Source organism: Streptomyces sp. NPDC088762 (assembly GCF_044750905.1).
Lineage (GTDB): Bacteria > Actinomycetota > Actinomycetes > Streptomycetales > Streptomycetaceae > Streptomyces.
In genome coordinates, this window is sequence record NZ_JBIVKT010000003.1 from 241,972 (window position 1) to 262,035 (window position 20,064).

Annotated in this window: 18 protein-coding genes and 1 pseudogene; 7 read left to right on the top strand and 12 right to left on the bottom strand. The window is 71.9% G+C overall.

Annotation, left to right across the window (positions count from 1 at the left end; all coding sequences use genetic code 11):
- Positions 1-117: 117 nt before the first annotated feature.
- The gene (locus ACIP5M_RS09475) at positions 118-840 is read left to right on the top strand and encodes a VOC family protein (RefSeq protein WP_401194094.1); all 723 of its coding nucleotides are present in this window, start codon (positions 118-120) and stop codon (positions 838-840) included.
- Positions 841-934: 94 nt separating this feature from the next.
- On the opposite strand, the gene ACIP5M_RS09480 is transcribed toward ACIP5M_RS09475, so the two are convergent.
- A complete protein-coding gene (locus ACIP5M_RS09480; RefSeq protein WP_401194096.1) occupies positions 935-1,579 on the bottom strand; it encodes a dihydrofolate reductase family protein in 645 nt (214 codons plus the stop codon).
- Positions 1,580-1,661: 82 nt separating this feature from the next.
- Here ACIP5M_RS09480 and ACIP5M_RS09485 point away from each other — a divergent pair.
- Positions 1,662-1,760: pseudogene (locus ACIP5M_RS09485) on the top strand (alpha/beta hydrolase); the annotation flags it as partial.
- Positions 1,761-1,868: 108 nt separating this feature from the next.
- Here the strand turns inward: ACIP5M_RS09485 and ACIP5M_RS09490 are convergent.
- The 3 genes from ACIP5M_RS09490 to ACIP5M_RS09500 form a co-directional block, all read right to left on the bottom strand.
- On the bottom strand, positions 1,869-5,183 hold the full coding sequence (locus ACIP5M_RS09490; protein ID WP_401194099.1) for a S8 family serine peptidase: 3,315 nt from the start codon (positions 5,181-5,183) through the stop codon (positions 1,869-1,871).
- A 216-nt stretch (positions 5,184-5,399) separates the two neighbouring features.
- Complete coding sequence (locus ACIP5M_RS09495; protein WP_401194102.1) at positions 5,400-6,392, bottom strand: alpha/beta fold hydrolase; 993 nt, start codon at positions 6,390-6,392, stop codon at positions 5,400-5,402.
- Entirely contained in the window at positions 6,389-6,532 is a 144-nt protein-coding gene (locus tag ACIP5M_RS09500; protein WP_401194104.1) for a hypothetical protein, read from the bottom strand. The genes ACIP5M_RS09495 and ACIP5M_RS09500 overlap by 4 nt, the downstream gene beginning before the upstream one ends.
- Before the next feature lie 111 nt (positions 6,533-6,643).
- Here ACIP5M_RS09500 and ACIP5M_RS09505 point away from each other — a divergent pair, with 111 nt between their 5' ends.
- The gene (locus ACIP5M_RS09505) at positions 6,644-7,618 is read left to right on the top strand and encodes a LysR family transcriptional regulator (RefSeq protein WP_401194107.1); all 975 of its coding nucleotides are present in this window, start codon (positions 6,644-6,646) and stop codon (positions 7,616-7,618) included.
- A 6-nt stretch (positions 7,619-7,624) separates the two neighbouring features.
- On the opposite strand, the gene ACIP5M_RS09510 is transcribed toward ACIP5M_RS09505, so the two are convergent.
- The gene (locus ACIP5M_RS09510; protein WP_401194109.1) at positions 7,625-8,077 is read right to left on the bottom strand and encodes a hypothetical protein; all 453 of its coding nucleotides are present in this window, start codon (positions 8,075-8,077) and stop codon (positions 7,625-7,627) included.
- A 120-nt stretch (positions 8,078-8,197) separates the two neighbouring features.
- On the opposite strand from ACIP5M_RS09510, the gene ACIP5M_RS09515 reads away from it, so the two are divergent.
- Positions 8,198-9,970, top strand: coding sequence for an NlpC/P60 family protein (locus ACIP5M_RS09515; RefSeq protein WP_401194112.1), 1,773 nt, complete (start codon positions 8,198-8,200; stop codon positions 9,968-9,970).
- Between the two features lie 87 nt (positions 9,971-10,057).
- On the opposite strand, the gene ACIP5M_RS09520 is transcribed toward ACIP5M_RS09515, so the two are convergent.
- The 4 genes from ACIP5M_RS09520 to ACIP5M_RS09535 form a co-directional block, all read right to left on the bottom strand.
- Positions 10,058-10,429 (bottom strand): hypothetical protein, encoded by a 372-nt coding sequence (locus tag ACIP5M_RS09520; protein ID WP_401194115.1) that lies wholly within the window; start codon positions 10,427-10,429, stop codon positions 10,058-10,060.
- Positions 10,430-10,518: 89 nt separating this feature from the next.
- Positions 10,519-11,199 (bottom strand): DUF6585 family protein, encoded by a 681-nt coding sequence (locus tag ACIP5M_RS09525; protein WP_401194117.1) that lies wholly within the window; start codon positions 11,197-11,199, stop codon positions 10,519-10,521.
- A gap of 43 nt (positions 11,200-11,242) precedes the next feature.
- Complete coding sequence (locus tag ACIP5M_RS09530) at positions 11,243-12,355, bottom strand: alpha/beta hydrolase (protein ID WP_401194120.1); 1,113 nt, start codon at positions 12,353-12,355, stop codon at positions 11,243-11,245.
- A 187-nt stretch (positions 12,356-12,542) separates the two neighbouring features.
- A complete protein-coding gene (locus ACIP5M_RS09535) occupies positions 12,543-15,074 on the bottom strand; it encodes a helix-turn-helix domain-containing protein (RefSeq protein WP_401194122.1) in 2,532 nt (843 codons plus the stop codon).
- A gap of 153 nt (positions 15,075-15,227) precedes the next feature.
- Between ACIP5M_RS09535 and ACIP5M_RS09540 the strand changes: the two genes are divergently transcribed.
- Positions 15,228-15,455 (top strand): hypothetical protein, encoded by a 228-nt coding sequence (locus ACIP5M_RS09540; protein ID WP_401194125.1) that lies wholly within the window; start codon positions 15,228-15,230, stop codon positions 15,453-15,455.
- A gap of 225 nt (positions 15,456-15,680) precedes the next feature.
- Here ACIP5M_RS09540 and ACIP5M_RS09545 read toward each other — a convergent pair whose 3' ends face one another.
- Positions 15,681-16,454: an IclR family transcriptional regulator gene (locus tag ACIP5M_RS09545; protein WP_401194127.1), complete on the bottom strand. Its 774-nt coding sequence runs from the start codon at positions 16,452-16,454 to the stop codon at positions 15,681-15,683.
- A gap of 75 nt (positions 16,455-16,529) precedes the next feature.
- Here ACIP5M_RS09545 and ACIP5M_RS09550 point away from each other — a divergent pair, with 75 nt between their 5' ends.
- Positions 16,530-17,228, top strand: coding sequence for a substrate-binding domain-containing protein (locus ACIP5M_RS09550; protein WP_401194129.1), 699 nt, complete (start codon positions 16,530-16,532; stop codon positions 17,226-17,228).
- Between the two features lie 43 nt (positions 17,229-17,271).
- Here the strand turns inward: ACIP5M_RS09550 and ACIP5M_RS09555 are convergent, their stop codons facing one another.
- Positions 17,272-18,369, bottom strand: coding sequence for a barstar family protein (locus ACIP5M_RS09555; protein WP_401194132.1), 1,098 nt, complete (start codon positions 18,367-18,369; stop codon positions 17,272-17,274).
- A 329-nt stretch (positions 18,370-18,698) separates the two neighbouring features.
- On the opposite strand from ACIP5M_RS09555, the gene ACIP5M_RS09560 reads away from it, so the two are divergent.
- Positions 18,699-19,091 carry a hypothetical protein gene (locus ACIP5M_RS09560; protein ID WP_401194135.1) on the top strand — a complete coding sequence of 131 codons (393 nt, stop codon included), beginning with the start codon at positions 18,699-18,701 and terminating at the stop codon, positions 19,089-19,091.
- Positions 19,092-19,139: 48 nt separating this feature from the next.
- Here the strand turns inward: ACIP5M_RS09560 and ACIP5M_RS09565 are convergent, their stop codons facing one another.
- Positions 19,140-20,060: an STM4011 family radical SAM protein gene (locus tag ACIP5M_RS09565; RefSeq protein WP_401194137.1), complete on the bottom strand. Its 921-nt coding sequence runs from the start codon at positions 20,058-20,060 to the stop codon at positions 19,140-19,142.
- Positions 20,061-20,064 lie beyond the last annotated feature (4 nt).

The window sequence follows — 20,064 nt, forward strand, 5'->3', positions numbered from 1 at the left end:
GTGGGAACCCGCCGGAAAACTCGGATGCGGGTACCGGACGGCCACCCTAGGCTGCGCTGACGGGACGGGCGAGACGCCGTATGGCCCCTCCCGTCAGCGATCGGAGAATCCACGGGTATGACCAGTCAACTGTTCGCAATCTGCTTCAACGCGACCCGGCCCGCAGACCTGGCGAGCTTCTGGTCCGGCCTCCTGGGTTGGGAGTTGACCGACGGTCCGGACGACGATGTCGCGATCCTGCCTCCTGATGCCGCCGGATTCCGCATCCGGTTCCTGCCGAGCCAGGAACCGAAGATCGGTCAGAACCGCGCGCACTTCGATCTGACGAGCACCTCGCCGGAGGGCCAGCGGCAGACCGTGGCCCGGGCGCTGGAACTCGGCGGGAACCACGTCGACGTGGGCCAACTCCCGGAAGAGGGGCACGTGGTGCTCGCCGATCCGGACGGCAACGAGTTCTGCGTCATCGAGGCGGGCAACAAGTTCCTCGCCGACACCGGTTTCATCGGAGCGCTGGCCTGTGACGGTACGCAGGAGGTCGGCTACTTCTGGAGCGAGGCTCTGCGGTGGCCGCTGGTCTGGGACCAGGACCAGGAGACCGCGATCCAATCACCGGACGGCGGTACGAAGATCACCTGGGGTGGCCCTCCGGTGGCACCGAAGACGGGCACGAACAGGCTGTACTTCGAGCTGGCGCTGCCCGACGACGCCGACTGGAGGGCGGAGGTCGACCGCCTGGTCTCGCTCGGCGCGACCCGCACCGACTCCGGCGCGGGGGACGAGGGCCGGGTGTTGCTGCTCGACCCCGACGGCAATGAGTTCTCCGTACAGAGGCCCCGGTAGCGGCCCCTGTTGTCGGACGGTATGTAGCGATCGGACGGGATCCCGAAGACCTCATGGGCCGCCGCGGTGCTCGCCCGGGGGCCGGCTCGTCACTTCAGACGTCGCTTCCGACCCCGCGACCGGGTGCGCTCATGTCCCCGGTGGCGGGCGTGCCGTCGGCGAGCCCGTAACGCAGGTACACGGTGCCCTTCGGCCCGGCTGCCGGGGGTTCGAGGAGCGTGACGTTGGTGGGCACCGCGCCGTCCTCGAACACCTTCTTCCCGACCCCGAGCACGATCGGGTGCAGCCAGAGGTCGAGACGGTCGAAGAGCTTTTCGCGCAGCAGGGTCTGCACGAGGTTCAGGCTCCCGACGACCTTCACGTTCTCGTGGCGGTCGCGGATCTCACGCACCGCCTCGGGCAGGTTCGGGCCGAGCTGCGTGGAACCGGCCCACGAGAGGTCGGGCCGGCCGCGGGAGGCCACGTACTTCGGGACGCTGTTGAAGAGCGTGGCGATCTCGTTGTCCTCGCCGCCCTCGTGGTGCGGCCAGTAGGCGGCGAAGATGTCGTACGTCCGCCGGCCGAGCAGGAGGGCGTCCGTGCCCTCGTACGCGGCACCGACCTGCGCCCCGGCGACCTCGTCCAGCAGGGGCGCCTGCCAGCCGCCGAACGGGAAGCCCACCGGGTCCTCGTCCGGGCCGCCGGGCGCCTGCCCGACGAGGTCGAGGGTCGCGAACAGTTCGATGTGGATGAGTCCCATGGCCTTCTCCCGATGAGTCGGTTGTCTCGTCAAGAGATAGACCTGCGGCGGCCCGCGAACTCATCGCCGCGCCGAAAATTGGCGGAACCACACGCTGCACGCCAATCCGGGCGGACACCTCGGCACCCCGTGGTTCAAGGTGGAGGACGGCAACCGGTTCTTCGGCCGTCACCTGAGGTGAGGCCGGGCCGGCAGCAGACGGTAGGTGGGAGCCCTGCCGGGCGGGTGGGGCCGGCCGCGGTCCGGTGCGGCAGTGGGCCCCGCCCCTTCGGCGGGGCCCACTGGCCGGTCACGGCGTGAGTCGGTAGGCGTCAGTGATCGTCTCGCGGACCGTGTTGCCGTCCCTGTCCCTCAGGTCGACCTGGAAGGACGCGGTGCGGGCCGTCGCCGGGTGCCTGACGGTCACCGAGCGGCCTCCCTTGGCGTCGGTGGTGACCGTGAGCGGCTTCCAGGTGCTGCCGCCGTCGTAGGAGACCTTCACGGTCAGCGAGGCGACGTGCCCGGTCGCGGCGGCCGTGCCGCCCACGTGGAGAGGCACCTTGAGGTCGCTGCCCCGGGGTGCCGTCCCGTCCAGGTTGAGCTTCGGGGAGAGCCGTACCGTCGACAGCGGAAGCCGGACCGGCTCGTCCGTGGTGGTCCGGGCCGAGGTGAACGTCCAGACCGCGGCGACCTTCGTACTGGTGGACGTGTCCTCGGGTGCCCGGGTCGCCTCCGTGCTGAGCCGGTACTTGGCGGAACCGGCCGGGACCTCCGCGTGGATCCAGCCGCCGGACGACTCTTCGGCGATGACCTGGCCGCCGGACTCCAGCCGGGTGTATCCGCCGCTGAGGAAGGTGGAGCCGAAGTGGCCGCTGCCGTCGTCGAAGAGCGGGAGGTTGGCGTCGATGGTGTCCCCGGAACGGGTGGCGCCCCTCTCCTCGGACGATTCCAGATCGGGGCCGACCACTCCCGTGTTGAAGTTCAGGACGTGGCGGCGGCCCGCCGTGTAGGCGATCTCGCCGGTCGTGTAGCCGATGCGCGCCTCGCCTTCGGCATTGAGCTGGTACGCGTCCCAGGTCCACCGGAATCCGTTGGCGCTCAGGTACTGCGTGCCGGACAGCGGCGCGCTCTGCTCGATCGGGTCGCGGGTGCCGATGGCGTAGCCGCTCTCCGCGTCGTACGGCACCGGCCAGAGCTGGGCCCTCGCCCCGGTGACGGATGCGCCGAAGCCGAGCTTGATCTCGGCGACGTCGGACCGGCGCACGGTGCGGTTGAGCCCGGTGAACCAGCTGTCGTTGCGCTGGAAGGCGAGCCGGTACTCGGTGTTCTCCCCCGCGGCGCCCGGAGTCTTCCACACGCCGTTGTACTGGGCGCGCAGTCCCGGGGCCTTGGCTCCGAGCGCGGCGGTGCGGACCTGGGTCTGCCCGTCGAAGGCCCAGGAGCTCGACACCCTGGCGTTCGGGTCCGTGTATCCGACGTTGGCACCGACGAGCCGTGCGGCCGGATCCGGTGCGGTGACCGCGAACGGCCTGGCCTTGCGGGAGTCGAGCGCGATCGTCGTCTCCGCGGTTGCCTTCACGACCGGCTGGACGAAGACGGCCGTTGTCCCGTCCGGACTGGTGACGAGGGATTCCAGGTGGTACTCGCCCTTGCGCAGCCGCTGGACCACCGTGCCGTTGGCGCTGCGCGGGACGTCGATGCGCCCGGGATCGTCGCCCATCCTGAAGAGGACGGTCGTGTGGTCCGAGGTGCCCGCGCCGGCCGTGTCCGTGTGCTTCAGGGTGACGTCGTACGACTCCACCTCGCGGACGACGAGGAGGGCGGTGCGCACCGACTGGCCGTCCCCGGCGGCCAGTACGCTGCCGCCGTACGTGCCGTCGGCCGCGCCCTGGCGGGTGTCGGCGGTGACGGTGGTCGTCGCGCTCCCGCCGGCGGGGACGGTGAGGACGGGGTCCTTGACGGTGAAGGTCCCGGCCGGGGCCGGGCCCCCGTCCGGGCCGGTCCCGGAGGTGCTCAGCCGGAGGGTGACGGGTGCGGTGCCGTGGTTGCGGTAGGTGAGGGTTTTGCCGACGGGCTCGTCGTCGGTGTGCGGCCAGAGCTGGGTGCCGAAGTCGACCGGCCCGGACTCGCAGACGACGACGGCCGTCGCGGCCCGCGCCAGGTCGATGCGGCCGGCGCCCTGCTGGTGGGGGTTGAGGGCCGGGTCGGGGGTGGCGGATCCGGTCAGCAGTGCCTTGAGCTGGGCGCCGGTGCGGTCGGGGTGCTGCTGGAGCAGCAGGGCGGCGGCGCCGGCGACGTGCGGGGTGGCCATCGACGTACCCGACTTGCCGACGTAGGGCTCCGGCGAGGGCTCCCAAGCCTGCGTGCTCCGTGCGGCGGTGATGTCGACGCCCGGGGCGGTGACGTCCGGTTTGGACGCTCCGTCGGCCGTCGGGCCGCGGCTGGAGAAGTCCGCGAGGCGGTCCTGCTTGTCGACGGCGCCGACGGTGAGCGCGGCCGCGGCGGCCCCGGGTGAGGCGATGGTCCCGGGCCGGTCGCCGTCGTTGCCCGCGGCGACCACGAACAGGGCCCGGTCGGAGAGGCGGGCGACCGCCTCCTCCTTGGGGTCGAGGCCGGGTTCGTCGCGGCCTCCCAGGCTCATGCTGACGATCTTCGCGCCTTCGTCGACGGCCCACTGCATCCCGCTGACGATTTCCGAGTCGGTCCCCCAGCCATCGTCGCTGAGTACCTTGCCGTCCAGGAGCTCCACGTCCGGCGCCACGCCCTTGTACCGGCCGCCCGACTGGGCTCCGGTGCCGGCGAGGATGGAGGCGACGTGCGTGCCGTGACCGTGGCGGTCCGCCGAGTCCGGGGATTCGCTGAAGTTCCGCTCCGCGACCTCGACGTCCTTCAGGTCGGGGTGGTTCTGGTCGACGCCCGTGTCCAGGACCGCCACCTTGACGCCCTTGCCCGTGTAGCCCGCCTGCCACATCGCGGGGGCGCCGATCTGTGGAACGCTCGTGTCGAGGGCGGCACGGACCTTGCCGTCCAGCCACACCCGGGCGATGGACGTCTTCGGGGTGGGTCCCGCCCTTCGCGTGTCGGCCCTGCCGGTGATCGCCGACCACAGGGCCGCCGTGGCGGCCTTGGGCGCGGTGAACGCCTCGCCGCCGACGGCGGGGAGCGGGCGGCGCTCGCGCGCGACGCCGCCGAGCGCATCGGGGGCGGTGGCGAAGGCGCCCGGGGCGGCCGCTTCCGTGCCGTAGCCGACGATCAGGGGCAGCGTGCTGCGGTGTGCGTCGTCATAGCCGTCCTCGACGAGCCGGGCGACGTCGAACAGCCGCCGGTCCAGGACCCCGTCGGCGACGAGGCGCTGAGCGTCCTGCGGGATGACGTAGGTGTGACCCGGCTCGCGCCGTACGGAGAAGGCGGTCTTCTCCCGGCCGTCACCGTGCCGGAGCCGGACGACGCCACCGTCCCTGCCGACGACGACGCGGTCTCCCGTGATCAGCGTGACGGTCGCCTCCGCCCCGGGTTTCGCCCCGGCCGCCGCAGCAGTCTTCGTCGTGTCCTGGGCGGCGGGGTTCGCGGCCCGTGCCGGCTGGACACCGGCTGCAGTGCCCCCTGCCCCTACGGTGGCGGCCACCGCGGCAGCGAGTACCGCCCTTCTCACCCTTGCTGTCGATGTCACTCGATTCCCCCAACCTGACGTGCGCGCCAGCGCGTTCCCAGGGAGTACGCGTGGCGGGCACCTCCGGTTCTCGACGGACGCAAGAGAGAGGGCGTCTTCCGCAGAAATACACCCCTGGGGGTAGGCGGGCACCACCCCTGGTGGGAGGACGGACGGCTTCCGCCGGGCTGGCTACGCCCGCGGTCCGGTCAGAGCCCGCGTGATGTGGTCGGCGAGGTGGGGCAGCCAGTCGGTTCGTGCATTGCCCAGGAGGTGGTCGCCGTGCGGGACGGACAGGTAGGACCCGTGGGGTGCCAGACGGGCCAGGGGCTCGCCGTTCGTGACGCCGGGGATGACGTCCTCCTCTCCGTCCACGACCAGCAGCGGGGCCGTGATCCGGGGTGCGAGAGCGGCAAGGTCCACGTGTCGTACGAAATCGCGGGCGGCTTCCGCGCTTCCGGTGCGCCGGGCCATCATGTCCCGCACCGGTGCGGGCAGTTCCTCCCAGTCGAGGCGGAAAGGGCCGCTGACGGTGGCGACTGCGCTCACCCGTGGTTCCAGTGCCGCGGTGCGGGCGGCGAAGTAGCCGCCCAGGCTGAGGCCGACGAGGCCGATGCATGCGACGCCGAGGGCGTCGATGACCCGGCCCACGACCTGCTCGTAGTCCGGCTGGAGGGTCGTCGTGCCCGCGAGGACGCCCTGTCCCGGGCCGTCCATCGCGAACACGGCCAGGCCCCTGGCCAGCAGCGCGGCCGCCAGGTCGAGGAACTCCTCCTTGGCCGAGTCCAGGCCGGGGACGAGGACCACGGTGGCGGGTGCGTCACTCGGGCCGCGCAGCCAGCCGGTGAAGCCGTCGCCGCTGACGCGTCGCGCCCCGGGCTCCAGTACGGTCAGGGCCCGGCTCAGGGCGTGGTCCGCACCGGCGGCGGCACGGGGGTCCTGGGCACGGGGCGCGAGCGTGGCCAGGTGGAACCACCGGGCGGCCATCAGCAGGTGTTCACCCGCCGACAGGGACGATCCGGCCTGGTCGGCGCGCGTGAGGTAGGCGTGTGCGGTGCGGACGAAGGACGGGCCCCAGTCGTCGACGGACGTGAGGCCGGCGGTGACCCGCCGGTACTCGTGGGGATCGACTCCCGCGCCGGTGGCGCGTGTCCACTGCGCGGCTGCCAGGTCGTGGGCCTTCATGGCGTGGTTCCTCCGGTGAGCAGGACGGCCTTGCCACGGATGCGGCGCTCTCGCGGGTCGACCAGGGTGTCGGCGGTCTGCGTCCCGTCCGCGATGCGGCCGGTCTCCGGGTGCAGCCGGTCCTGTTGCAGCAGGCGCACCAGTGCCGCGAGGTGCGGGCCGTAGGGGGATGCAACACCAATGGCCGGCCGTTGATCCAACAACCGGCACACGAGGTCGACAACCGATGGTTGTCGCCTATGGTGAGAGGCGTGGATCTCGATGTGGCGCAGGTACGTGCCTTCGTGTGCGCCGCAGAGCAACTGCACTTCGGGCGGGCCGCCCGGACGCTCGCCATCTCCCAGCAGGCACTGTCCAAACGGATCGCGCGACTGGAATCCCTGCTCGGCATCCGGCTGTTCCACCGCGACGGCACCGGTGTCCGGCTCACCGAGGCCGGACAGCGCTTCCTCCCACCGGCCCGCCACACCGTGGCCGCCTCCGACGCCGCCGTCGCGGCGGCAGCGGGGACCGACCGGCCCCTGCGCGTGGACGTCTGGGGGCACCTGTACGCCCCGCTGCGGACGCTGGCGCAGGTGGCAGCGCAGGCCGGGGAACTGGTGCTGGGGCACGGCCGCGATCTGCCCTCGGTCGCGGCGGCTCTGCTGCACGGGGATATCGACGCGGCCTTCGGCCGGGTTCACCCTCCGCTGGACACCGGACTGTCCCACCGACTCATCCGCCTCGAACCGGTGGACGCCGTCCTGAGCACCGGCCATCCGCTCGCATCCGAACGCGAACTGCGACCCGACCAGCTGCGCGGCAGCGTGCTGTGGGCGCCCGGCGCGCTGGACCGCCTCGACTTCCTCCACCACTTCGCCGACCGGTTCGGCATCCGAAGCACGGCCGGCAGCCTCAATCTCGGACTCCCCCACTTCCTCACGGAGATAGCCGAAGACCCGCAACGCTTCTCCCTCCTGCCCGCCGATGTCCCCCTCCCGGACGTTCCCGGACTGTGCTCGGTCCCGCTGGCCAACCCCACGCCGCTGTACGCCTGGTCGCTGCTGTGGCGCACCGGCAGTGAGCACCCGGGGCTCAGCCGCCTCACCGCGGCCTGCGCCGCGCAAGCAGGGCGAAGCCGTTGGCTGGAGTACGACCCGGCGCGCGACTGGATGCCGGAACCGCCGGCACCGACTTCCGCGTGGGCGCCCACCACGCTCCTCCCCAGCCACCTTCCGATGAGCTGACGTGACTCAAGCCGATGAGGAACGGCTGACCAGGCGTCCGTTGAGGACGACCTCCAGCCAGGTGTAGCAGTCCCCGATCCACACCCCGACCTCCGCCCCACACGCCGCGCAGGCCAGATTCGGCCCCTCGTTCCCGGCCGGCCCACAGCAGCCGCCCCAGCGGCCCAGGATCTTGGTGGTACCGACCAGGTCGCCCGGGCTCAACAGCAGGTCCACCCCCGGCGCGTGCCCCGCCCGGGACATCCCGAAGCCTTTGGGCGACGAGCCCCAGGTGATGCGTCCCGGCTCCGGGTCCCGCGCATAGGTGCCTGCCGCCATCCTGGGCGGGCAGGGCTCCACAGGAGAGTCGAGCGGCGTCCAGACCTCGCCCTCCGCCGGCGGGCACACCTCGCGCACCGGCACGGACAGCCGGGCACCGCATACGGCGCAAGAGAAGACCTCGGCACCATCCATCTGCATATCGTCTTGCTCCTCCTCCGGCGCTGACGACGCTACCCCACGGGGGCCGCGCGGCCAGGACCTGGATCACGCGCAGAGCCCGGCGGGGATGCCCCCGCAGCTCCCGTGGATCATTGGCGCATGTCAAACGCTTCTCGACGCAATGTCCTCGCCGTCTTCGCCACCGCGGCCGCCTCCATACCATTCGGCACCGCCAGTGCCACGGCCTCGCCCAGAACCTCCGCCCCGGCCGCTCCCGCACGCGTGGCCTCCCTCTCGGCCGTGGCCGCGGCTCCCGGGTCGCTGACCTCTCCCCGGTCTTCCGTCACCATCGGCTCGCTGGATCCCGCCTACTTCACCCAGGTCTCCCTCGGCTCCTTCGCCACGAGTGTGCTGCCCGGCACGCCCGAGCGCCTGGAGGTCTCCTGCGGCGGCAAGCGCGTGGCGGTCCTGACCAAGGGGGCCCGCACGGTCGTCCTGACGGGCCCCGAGCGCACCTTCACCGAGAACAAGAAGCCCTTCACGGACGACTTCCAGCGCACCCTCCCGGACCTGACGCTGCCGGTCGCGGACCGCAAGTACTGGGGGACCTCGCCCGCCGGTGGCAGCTGGTCCACGGTGGGGCCCGTCGACACCGACTACTCGGTGGTTCCGGGCAGCGCCACCCTTGCGCTCAGCACCGACTACGCGAGCCGCCACGCCACTCTTCGGGACGACGACATCACCGACGTCGACGTACGGTCGGTCGCGAAGTTCGACAAGGTCCCCACCGGCCAGGCCTGCTCGTACGCGCTGTCCTTCGGCTACCAGGACACCCACAACAACTACCGGGCCAGGCTCTCCTTCCTGACCTCCGGCGCGGTCGAGCTGCGCGTCGAAAAGGAGGTCGCCGACACGGTCACCCAGTTGACCCCGGCCACCACCCTCGCCACCGCCGTGCCCGCGGGCACGAACTGGACGATCCGCGTCCGCCGGGAGGGCGCCCGCATCCAGGTCAAGGCGTGGCGCACCGATTCCGCCGAGCCGACGGCCTGGGCCGCGGACCTCACCGACTCCACCTTCACCAAGGGACGCGTGGGTCTGCGCGCACTGGCCAATCAGGGCTGCACGAACCTGCCGGTCAAGCTGGTGGTGAGCCGCTTCCAGGTGGACGCCGCGACCTGGCAGCAGCCGCCGACCGTCACGCACAACGCCTGGGTACGTGTCCTGCCCGAGCCGTTCGACGGAAACTGGGACTCGGCGCTGGAACAGACCATCCGCGCCTGGGCCGGATCCCCCAGCCCCGACGTCCTGGCCCACGCGGCGATGTACCTGGCCGGGGCACCCGCCGTCACGACCGCCGCGGCCCCGGCGGCAGGCAAGCAGGTCATGGGCGCTGCCGGTTACGGCTTCCTGGACCAGCAGGGATACCGCTACGAGGGCGCCGACTTCCACGAGTACATGAACCTCGGCTGGACCTTCCCCGACGGCACCTACACCGGACCGTCGAGCAAGCAGGTCGGCAACCTCGACTGCTCGGGCTACACGCGCATGGTCTACGGCTACCACATGGGCGTCCCCCTCGCCGCCGGCGAGGACACCTCCAAGACCCGGATCCCTCGCAAGTCCCGCCACATGGTGGACTACGCCCCCGGTACCCGGATCGACCAGACCGACGGCACGAACCCGCCCGCCGCACAGCAGCTCCAGCCCGGCGACCTGCTCCTGTTCAACGCCGACTCCGGCGACGACACCGTGACGGTGACCGTCGACCACGTCGGCATCTACCTGGGCTTGGACACCGAGGGCAAGCGCCGCTTCCTCTCCAGCCGCAAGACCGGCAACGGTCCGACCATGTCGGATCTGGGCGGTGCCTCGCTCCTCGACGGAGCCGGTACGTACGCCGAGAAGCTCCACACGGTCCACCGCATCTGACGTGCCGCGGGTCCACCGGCGCCCGCCAGGCCGGCGCCGGTGGACCGTCTGACCACGTGCCGCAGGGCCCCGGGGCCGGGGCCGGTGTCAGAGGCCGGGACCGTAGCCCGGGTCCGGGTCCTGGCGGGGGGTCCACCATTCGGTGAGTCCCCATACTCCGAGAGCGAGGGCGAGCAGGGCCGCGAGCAGCGCCACCCAGGGGCGGGGCACCCGTTTCGCGGTCAGCGTCCACGCGAAGAGCGGGAGCAGGGCGCCACCGAGAAGGATGAGCGGCAGGTCCACGAAGACCACGCTCAGGTCGCGGGCATGGCCCTCGAACCCGCCGTCGATGCTGAACGCGGCTCGCGGTGCCCAGATGAGCACCCCGATCGTCGCACCGAGGGCAGCGAGGCACCGTCCGGTGGTGACCCTGGCCCTCGGACTCCCAGCCGTGGCCGGTCTCGCAGTTCTCTCGTTCATGATGCGACGGACGCTGTCGCTCGGCACGTGGTTCCCGGGATCCCGTACGGCTGCGGGATGGCGCCGGGCGGTGACCTCGCCGTGTTCCGTCAGCCCTTGAAGCGCCGGCACAGCTGAAGGAACAGATCCAGGTTGGCGATGTTCTCCATGGGAGCGCTGTCCACGGTCGTGCGCTTCTGGGATCCGTTGAAGATCAGCGTGCCGCTGAAGGAGGAGATCTCGGTGATGGCCGACCAGGGGGCGGAGTGCTTGCGGCCCGCCAGGACGTGCCGGTCGACCTTGTACGCTCCAAAGTTCACCGTCTCGCCGCGTTCGATGGCTCCGAGGACCTTGGGCAGTTGCGTCCGCGTGACGGCTTGCATCATGTGCTCTCCCCACACGTTCGGCCACAGGAAGAGGGCACCCTGGACCACCGATGTGATGCCCAGGGACTGCTTCTCCTCCTTGAGGAACACCCGGGTGCCCGGGCCGATGTTCACCGCGGCGCCGTGCGGGTCCAGCAGGGTGTACCGGGCGTCCCACGGCACGCCGTTGCGCGTGCTGAGGTACCGCAGGATCCGCACGGTCTCCCAGTCGTACGCGGCCCGGAATCCCTCGGGGCCCGTCACCACCGCGCCGTTGGCGTGGATGTAGAGCCGCGACGCGTTGTGCTTGCCGAACAGGCGGCTCTGCTTCATCCGGAAGGTGCGCGACCACGGACCGAGGCCGCGTTCGGCCGCGAGCGCGGCGGCCTCGCCGGTCGGCTGCTCGTAGGTGTCCTTCTCTTCCATCTGTTCCTCTTCTCCTCACAGGGCCGAGCGGCGAAGGGGCCGGTCAGCCCGCCGCGGCGAAGGCGGCTTCGAGGCGCGGGACGTAGTCGGCGAAAGCGGGGGCCCAGCAGCCGTAGTTGTGGCCGCCGTCGCAGCTCGGGGCCAGCGACGCACCGTTGCCGTAGTTGACGAGGCGGCTGGGGATGCCCAGCTGGTCCAGGCGGGCCTTGACGGTGTTCGAGGCCGCTTCGGTGTGGACGTCGATGAGGTCGTTGTTGCCGGTGTAGAGCGTGACGCCGGTGCCGGACAGTTTGGCGAGGTTGGCCGGCGCGGCCGGGTCGACGGCCTTCCACACGCGGTCGGCGTCGAAGAACGGGTACGGGGAGCCGAAGATCGCGTCGCTGTCGACGACGGGGCCGAAGCCGGTGCACTGGCCGGAGCCGGGCGAACCGGAGGTGCTGCTCGCGCACCAGGCACCCGTGACGTTGAGTTCGGTCCCCAGGACGGCCGCGCGGACCTGCCACATGCCGAAGTCGATGCCTCCCGACAGGGCGGCCACGTGTCCGAACAGATCGGGGCGGGCCTGGGCGTAGTGCAGGGAGCCGAAGCCGCCCATGGACAGTCCGACGACCGCTCGGTGGGCCCGGTCGTTGCGGGTACGGAGGTTGGCGTCGATGAACGGGACGACCTGGGTGAGGTGGAAGGTCTCCCAGCTCGCAGCTCCTTCGGCGGTGTTCTGCATCACCCAGTCGGCGTACCAGCCCTTCAGCCCGCCGTCCGGTACCACGGTGATCATCGAGTCCGAATGGAGTGCCGGCGCGGCCGCGACGTCGTTCACGTTGCCGCTGCCGCCGTGCAGGAAATAGGTGACCGGCCAGCGCCGGCCGGGGTCGGTGTCGTACGCGGTGGGGAGGAGGATGCGGATCCTGTGCTTCCCCGAGAGCTGCTTGGTGGTGACGGTGATGGTGAAGTCGGTGGGGCTGTGCACCTGCGTGTCTTCGCGGACCAGGGTCAGACCGTAGCCGTCGTTGAAGGCGGGCACTGCGGCGGAAGCCGAGGGGGCGGCGGCGGTGACCGCCTGCGTGCTGGTCGGTACTGCGGCCTGCGCGGCGCCGGTGCCCATCAGGGCGGTGAGCGTGAGAGCCGCGCCGAGTGCGGTGATGCGACGGGACGTCATCGGGAACCTTCCCTCGAGGGGGCTCGCGGCGTGGTGGGCTGCCGCGAGCCGGACGTCCCCGATGCTGGTGCCCCGTACCGTCGGGCGGACAGGCCAAACGACCGGCCATTGGTGACCGGCCGCCCACGAGGCCGCGAGGCCTGCGGCCCGTGCCGGCGGCGGAGCACTCGGCGTGATGCTCGCGCCGTTACGGGCCGCCGGTCGAAGGGGGCGTGAACGTGGCCGGTGCGAAGTCCCGGTGGCGGCCGCGGTAGGTGCGTCCGAGGTGGTGCTGCAGCCGGACGTGGCGGAACTGGTACACCGCTCCGGTCTGGCGCAGTACCCCTCGGTGGTAGGCGTCGTCCAGGAACGCGGCGGGGTTCCAGGGAAGCCGTCCGGTCAAGGGCAGCCAGACGCGTGCGAGCACGATCCACTGGCCCCAGGCGGTGAAGGTGAGCACGTAGGAGGCCGCGCCGCCCAGGCCGCCGACCGCGCCGATGAACAGGCTGTCCAAGACTTCCCAGTTGAGCGGTCCCATCACGCCCCGGAGCAGGTGGACGATGAGGTACCCGCCGAACGCGATGGCCAGGGTGAGCGCCGGAGCGAGGATGAGGAACTGCCGGGCGGCCGTCGTACGGTTCGAAGTCAGCAGACTGACCGGGGTGGCCGCCGCGGTGACGTCCACGGGTGCTTCGAGCACGGTCATGAGCCCGAAGACGAGACCGGCGGCCGAGCCGAAGATCAGCCCGAGGACCAGCATGTTGATCAGGGTGCCGGCCACGACGTGTGGGTCGGTGAGCCGGATCCCGAAGACCAGCGCGCGTTGCAGGGTGAGGGCGCAGGCGCATCCGATGCCCATGACGGTTCCGCCGATCAGACCCTGCCCGATCCGGGAGGTGAAGGTGCGCAGGGGTCGGCGGCCGAGCGTGTCGTGCGCGGCGCGCAGGGTCAGCCGGACACGGGCCGGTTCGAAGGCCGCTCCGCCGCCGGACCGGTCCGCCATCGCGTAGACGGCTCCGAAGCCGAGCCCCACGGCGGGTCCCATGAAGCTGCCCTGCAGGAGGAGTTCGGCGAGGGAGAGCGGGGTGAGCAGCAGGCCCACCAGCCAGTCGGCCAGGGTGATGCTCACGGCGGTGGCCAGGACGAAGGCCAGGGTCCGCGCCGGACGTGACAGTGAATCGCCGAGCTGCCACCACGCGATGTCCTGGCGCTCCCGGTCGAGGCGGACCAGGTGGTGGGCGAGGTGGCCGAGCCGGCGTTCGGCCCGGACGGGGTCCGCGTACGGTGCCCTGGGCTGCCGGCCGACCGCGTCACGCTCCGGGGCGCGGCGCCGGTAGACCGCGGGCACGAAGCCCGCCAGGAGGTGTTCGTCCAGGCTCTTCACCGAGGGGAACCGGGTGGCGTCGAGGAGCTCGGCGGGGTCCCGGCCGGGCGTCTCGCTGTACAGGGTGCGGGCGAGGATGACCATGAGCGGGGTGGACAGCACGGTGGCGAGGTTCGTGTGCACCGGGTCCTGGCGCGTACGCAGTTGGGTGAGGACCGCGTCCCATGCCGAGCCGGTGCCGTGGGCGGCGCTCGCGCCGGACGGGACGGTGCGGGTGGTGCGGGGCAGGTAGTCGGCGAGGTCGTCGAGGGTGAGGTCGGTGAGTTCGATGCCGTGCGCCCAGACGAGCGGCGTGTGCGCGGCCCGGACCGCTTCGGCGTACTCGTCGCGCCGACTGGTGAGGACGAGCGGTGAGGAGGTCGCGTTGAGTGCGTCCAGGGCGTCGCGCCGCAGTCCTTCGGCGATCTCGTCGAACCCGTCCAGGACCGGCAGGACGAGGTCGCTGTCGACCAGCACGGCGGCCAGGGTCGCCCCGCCGGAGCTGCGGCGGGCCAGATGGGGGTGGTCGCGCAGCAGCCGGCCGATCAGCCAGTCCCGCAGTGCGGTGGTCGACGGGTCCCAGGAGCCGATGCTGAAGAGGACCGGCACACGGTGGTGCGGGGCCCGCGCTTCCCGGTGGTCCAGAAGGTCCAGGAGGTCCAGGACGAGCCGGATCGTGAGGATGGATTTGCCCGAGCCGGCCCGGCCGAGGATCACCAGTCGTCCGGAGGGGATCCGGAGGTAGACCTCGGCCATGCTCCGCAGGTCGCCGTCGAGATCCACCTCACGCGGCGTCTCACCCGGCCCGAGGCGCTGGATGTTCTCCGCCCGGTCGGTCAGGACGGCGGGCGCCGGCTTCCACCGTACGGGCAGGGGGAACGGGTCGTGGACGCGGCGTTGCGCCTCCTCGCGGCGCCATCGGCGCCGGACTTCCGTCGCCAGCTCTCGCGCGGCGTCGGCGAGCGCCTCGTGGACGGGCGACCGGGCGGGCGGGGCGGGTGCCGGTGCGGGTGCCGGCAGTCCGTGGCCGGGGCGGACGGCACCGGCGTCGTGGCCTGCCGACGCGGGTTCCCGGCTTGGCGGGGGGAAGCCCTCGGGTGGGGGTTCGGGCGGCGATCCCGGATCGGTTCCCGCCGGGGCGGCAGCGGGGCGGGACGAGCCGGCGAGGGCGGCCGCCAGGCGCAGCCGGTCGTGTTCTTCCAGGCCGAGCGCGTCCGCGAGCAGATTCACCGTGCCCATCCGGTGGTTGGTGGAGCTGCCGCTCTCCAGTCGGCGAATGGTGCGCACGCTGACCCCGGAGCGTTCGGCCACCTGCTCCTGCGTCAGGTCGGCTCCGTCGCGCAGCTTGCGTAACAACGTGCCGAGGTCCTCTGTCATCCGGCATCCCCCCTGACCCGCCAGTACGGACGGCGGTGAGCCTACCCGTGGCCGCCGGTCACGAATGGCCGGGCCCCTGACCTGGGCAGCAAACATGACCAAGGTCACCGTCGGGGTCGGTGCCCCTACCCCGACGGAAGGCAAGGAGCCGACGTGGCCAACCGCTACTGGTGCGGAGAGTGCAGCTTCAAGACGCCCTGGCTGGATACCTCCGAGGGGCTGCGCCGGCAGATCGAGCACTACGCCCGCAAACACCCCGGCATTGCCCCGGGCGGCCAGATCGAGACCCGAAGGCGCGGCCCGGGCGCGCGCAGTGCATGCCTCCTGCTCGCGGCCGCCGCGCTCGTCCTGCTCACCGTCGTGGCCACCTGGCGCCGTTGAACACCGGCGGGCCCCGAGCGAACAGTCAATGCCCGCGTGGCCCGTGCGTTTCCGCCAGGTCCTTCACCGCGTCGGCCTCGATGATGCCGGGGCGACGGTGTCGACGGCGGCTTCGGCCATGGCATCTCCTGAGCGGCTGCGAGCGTTCCGGACACCCCGAACGTTGGCACCCGGGAACCTGACCCGGCGCCGCCGTTTCCGTCCGGCGGAAGCCCGCTCGCCGCGTCAGGCCGTCGTGCGCGTACGGCGGCCGAGCTCGTCGGAGATCCCGTACACGGCCCTCAGGAGCGGCTCGCGCAGCCCGCGGGCACGGCTCGCGTCGCCGCGTGCGGCGACCACGATCCCCAAGGCGGCGCTGACGGCCCCGGTCCGGCCGATCCGCACGGGGGCGGCCACCGCGACCGTGTTCTCCGAGAGCTGCCGGTCGCTGACGAAGACCTGTTCGCGGCGGATGCGGTCCAACTGCATGCGCAGCGTCCTCGGGTCGGTCACGGTGTGCGCCGTCCAGGACCGCAGCGGCGCGTGGAGGACCTCCTCCTGGAGGTCCCGCGGTGCGTGGGCCAGCAGCACCCGGCCCATCCCGGTGGCGCCGATGGGGAAACGGGTCCCGACCATCGTCAGCAGCTCCACCGACCGGTGGCCGGCGATCCGTTCGACGAAGACGAGTTCCGTGCCCTCGCGGACCGCGAGCTGGATGTTCTCGTGGGTCGCCTCGTAGAGGTCCTGCATGAACGGCAGAGCCACGTCACGCAGGATCCGGGTGCGGGGACATCCCGAGGTGATCTCCCAGAGCCTCAGCCCCACGTGCCACGACCCGTCTTCGTCGCGTTCCAGCGCTCCCCATCCGGCCAGTTCCGCGACGACCCTGTGCGTGGTGCTCAGGGCCAGGCCCGTACGCTGAGCGATCTCCGACAGCGTCTGCGAGGGGTGTTCACGGTCAAAGGCCGAGAGGACCTGGAGGACCTTTCCTGCCGCCGTGCTCCGGGGGGGTGTGCTCACGCGGCCAGTCTGGCAGACGGGCATTGAGCCGCCCGGCCGGGCACCGTACGATCTGCCGGACACCAAGGAGGCGACGTGGACCAGGAGATTTCCGGGCTGTCCTCGATGGCCACGCGGCCGGTGCTCGCCGAGCTCTCCGATCTCCTCCGGCGCGCTCACGGGATCCCGGTGCGGTTCGAATCGGCCGGCGGGGTCGCGATCGCACGGCGGGTGCGCGAGGGCGCTGAGGCCGACCTGCTCGTGCTCGCCGACGGCGCCCTGGCCGAGCTGGAGAACGCGGGCCACCTCGTACCGGGTACGGCGCGCCCGCTGTGGGTCTCACAGGTCGTCGCCGCCGTCCCGCTGGGAACGCCCGCTCCCGTACTCGACTCGGAGTCCGACCTGCGCGTGGCCCTTCTGTCCGCACGGAGGATCGCCTACTCCACGGGCCCCAGCGGAACGGCACTCGTCGGCCTGATCAACCGGCTGGGACTTGCCGCCGCCCTCACGGACCGGCTCGTCCAGGCACCGCCGGGTGTACCTGCCGGCAGCCTGCTTTCGTCCGGAGGGGCCGACCTCGCCTTCCAGCAGCACAGCGAGCTGATGGACCTGCCGGGCGTCGTCGTGGTCGGCCCGCTCCCGGGCGGGACCGCGATCAGCTCCACCTTCAGCGGCGGCGTACTGACCGCCTCCACCCAGCCGGACCGGGCCGCCGAGGTCCTCGACTTCCTGGGCACCGATGCGGCGGCGGGGGCCGCCCTGGCCAGGGGGATGCGGATGCCCGGGGCACGGTGACCGGCGCATCGAGCACCGTCGCGACGCCGGGGCGAAAGCCCGCTCATCGGAAGGTGACGCGCATCCCGCCCTCGCCCAGGATGTCGAGCGCCGTGGCGACCAGGTCGTACGACTCGCCGTCCGGCGTCAGAACGTGGGACAGGTGCTCGTGCGCGGTTGCGGGGTCCCGCCAGAGCAGGGTTGAGGGGGCGGTGTAGCCGAAGTCGCCGCGCAGGCAGTCCACCAGGGCGTCCAGACAGCCCCCGAAATAGCCGCCCGGCCCGTTGACCGCCTCGCCGAGTGCGAGGTAGAGACCCGGGACGTCCGTCATGTGTCGGCCGTCGAGCTCGTACGCGTGGCCCGAGGGGCGGTCGTGGAGCGTGCGCAGGCAGGCCCGTTCCCGGACGTGGTCCAGCCAGGCCCAGCGCTGCCGGGTGTCGAGGTCGACCCAGCCGCCTGGCGTCCGCGGCGGTCCGGTGAGCCATCGCTCCCACACCGGCTGGGCGTGCGCCGGAGCGGGTGAGGAAAGCTTTCCTTCCAGTTCCAAGTCGATCAGACCAGCGCCGCGGGGGGACGGGTGCCAGGCGGTGATGGTGACCCACAGCGGCAGTTCGGCGAACGGCTCGCCCTTGTCGTCCCGTATGTTCAAGGAGGCTTCCCCCAGGTCCAGCGGCCGCCGGGTGGCCGTCATCAGCGCCCGTCGCAGCTCATCGGCTGGGGCGAGCCCTCGCAGGACGAGCGGGGGATCCACTCGCGCGGGCGGCAGGATGCGGGCGAATTCGCGGCAGGAGCCCAGCCATCGCCGGCCGTCGTGCAACCGGACGGGGCCCCGGTAACCCTCGGGTGGACCCTCGTAGTCGTCGAGACCGGTGAGGACCAGGCTGTCGGTTCCGGGGTGCGGACCGAGGCTCTCGGCATCTTCGAGAAGCCAGGCGTCGAGCATCCCGTTCTCCGGGACCAAACACACCCTGCGGCCGACCCAGCCGCGCACTTCGGTGCCTTCCGGAACCCAGCCGAAGAGTTCGTACGTTTCACGCCAGGGTTCCCCGAACAGCCCCTCGACTTCGGCACAGGAGCCCCAATCGTGGCCGTGCTCCGTATTGGTCAGCGTGTACCGCGTTCGCTCTCGACGGTCCTCGTTTTGCTGCACGGTGGGAATCATGCCCGGGCCGGATGAGGCCGGCGAAGCCGATTTTTCGCGGCCCGGCGGAGAGAGGTCGTGTACGAGGCGTCATGTGAACCCGCAGCCGGGGAACCCTCTCGAAGGACTGGTTTCGTCCCCTGACCTCCGCGGGCACTGCCAAGATGGGACAGAGCTACGCGCATCTGCGCTGTCGGGAGGACGAGTTGACCGCTCCAGAGGCCAAGGGGCCCAAGGTTCCGCCGTCATATCCGCCGAAGTCGCCGCCCCCGCAGAAGAAGCCGGTGGAAGCTCCCAGGCCGCAGCCGGCCACGAAGCCTGCGACGCAGCTGAGCCTGCCCCGGCCGCGGATGCAGATCCGGAACCGGCAGACCGCGGCCCTGACCTATCGGGCGGATCAGTGGGCCGCGAAGAAGGCTGCCGACCAGGCCCTGACAGCGGTGCGCGGTTGGGGATACCCGGGACTGGACGAGCCCGATCTGCGGGCCGCCGTGCGGCTGCTGGTCGACGCGGCCGTGCGGGACGGCGGACGCCGCGTGAGCGTGCACCTCGGGGACCAGGCGGACAAGATCCTCGTGGTCGCGCTCAGCCACCAGGCCGGGTCCCTCCCGGAGGGCAACGTCTTCGCCGAGCTCCAGGCCCTGGCCACCGTGGAGAGCTGCGGCGACGACCTCGCCGACGACGGCCGCCGCGTCTGGGCCCTCCTCGACGCCGCGCCCCGCCGCCGGAACCCGGCGGCGTAGCAACACCACGGCGTAGCAACACCCGCGCGCGTGGGCCCGGCGCCGCCGTCAGCGGACGACGGGAAGGAGCGCGCCGGCCGGACCGGCGGCCGGGACGCGTTCCAGGACGCCGCCCGCGAACACGTCGTACAGCGGCAGCGTTTCCAGGTGGACGTACCCGATGTGGCAGTCGCAGACGGCCAGCGGGCAGGGGCGCGGCGCGAGGGCCGCCCGGTAGGAGCCGTCGTAGAGGTTGCCCAGCTCCGTACGGACGAAGTGACAGCGGCGGACCGTGCCCCCGCCGTCCACCGAGATGACCGACTCGCCCGTCCGGCACGGCAGGCCGGCCGAGCGGTGCGGGTGGCGGCTGTACGGGAAGAGCGGGTCCAGGGCGGTCCAGGCCGCGGCTTCCTCGTCGGTGTAGGCATGCCCCTCGGCCGCGTTGGCCCAGAGGTAGACGTGGCCGGGCAGGGCGGCGCGCAGCCGGCGGGCGTGCTCCAGGTTCCCGGGCAGACCGACGATGCCGACGCTGTGCCGGATGCCACGGTCGGCGAGGTCGCGCACCTTCCCCAGGAAGCGTTCGTACGGTGTCTCGCCGGGGTGGTAGGTACACCACAGGGCCACGGTGGCGGGATCCGCGTCCGCGAGCCAGTCGGTGCGGCAACTGAGGTTGGTCTGGATGGCGACGCGTTCGACGTGCGGCCGGTGCGAGAGGTCGACCAGGGCCCGCCGGTACCAGGAGCGGACCAGTCCCTCGCCCCAGGGGGTGAAGAGGACGGAGAGCCGGCCTTCGGTGTGGGCGGCCGCCCAGCCCGTGAAGCGTTCGAGGGCCGCCCGGTCCGCCCGCAGCTGCTCCGGGGTGTCGCGCCGCTTGGCGAACGGGCAGTACGGGCACGCGTAATCGCAGGAGGCGAGCGGGCCGCGGTAGAGGACGGTCAGGTGCCCGCTGGGGTTCCGGAGGGGGCCCGGGGGCGGCTGGTGGTGGTCCACGGGC

Coding starts and splice junctions, on each gene's coding strand:
- ACIP5M_RS09530 (WP_401194120.1), bottom strand. CDS start 12,355: ATGACGTCCCGTCGCATCACCGCACTCGGCGCGGCTCTCACGCTCACC.
- ACIP5M_RS09495 (WP_401194102.1), bottom strand. CDS start 6,392: ATGAAGGCCCACGACCTGGCAGCCGCGCAGTGGACACGCGCCACCGGC.
- ACIP5M_RS09520 (WP_401194115.1), bottom strand. CDS start 10,429: ATGAACGAGAGAACTGCGAGACCGGCCACGGCTGGGAGTCCGAGGGCC.
- ACIP5M_RS09555 (WP_401194132.1), bottom strand. CDS start 18,369: ATGATTCCCACCGTGCAGCAAAACGAGGACCGTCGAGAGCGAACGCGG.
- ACIP5M_RS09525 (WP_401194117.1), bottom strand. CDS start 11,199: ATGGAAGAGAAGGACACCTACGAGCAGCCGACCGGCGAGGCCGCCGCG.
- ACIP5M_RS09510 (WP_401194109.1), bottom strand. CDS start 8,077: ATGCAGATGGATGGTGCCGAGGTCTTCTCTTGCGCCGTATGCGGTGCC.
- ACIP5M_RS09475 (WP_401194094.1), top strand. CDS start 118: ATGACCAGTCAACTGTTCGCAATCTGCTTCAACGCGACCCGGCCCGCA.
- ACIP5M_RS09535 (WP_401194122.1), bottom strand. CDS start 15,074: ATGACAGAGGACCTCGGCACGTTGTTACGCAAGCTGCGCGACGGAGCC.
- ACIP5M_RS09560 (WP_401194135.1), top strand. CDS start 18,699: ATGCAGATCCGGAACCGGCAGACCGCGGCCCTGACCTATCGGGCGGAT.
- ACIP5M_RS09480 (WP_401194096.1), bottom strand. CDS start 1,579: ATGGGACTCATCCACATCGAACTGTTCGCGACCCTCGACCTCGTCGGG.
- ACIP5M_RS09515 (WP_401194112.1), top strand. CDS start 8,198: ATGTCAAACGCTTCTCGACGCAATGTCCTCGCCGTCTTCGCCACCGCG.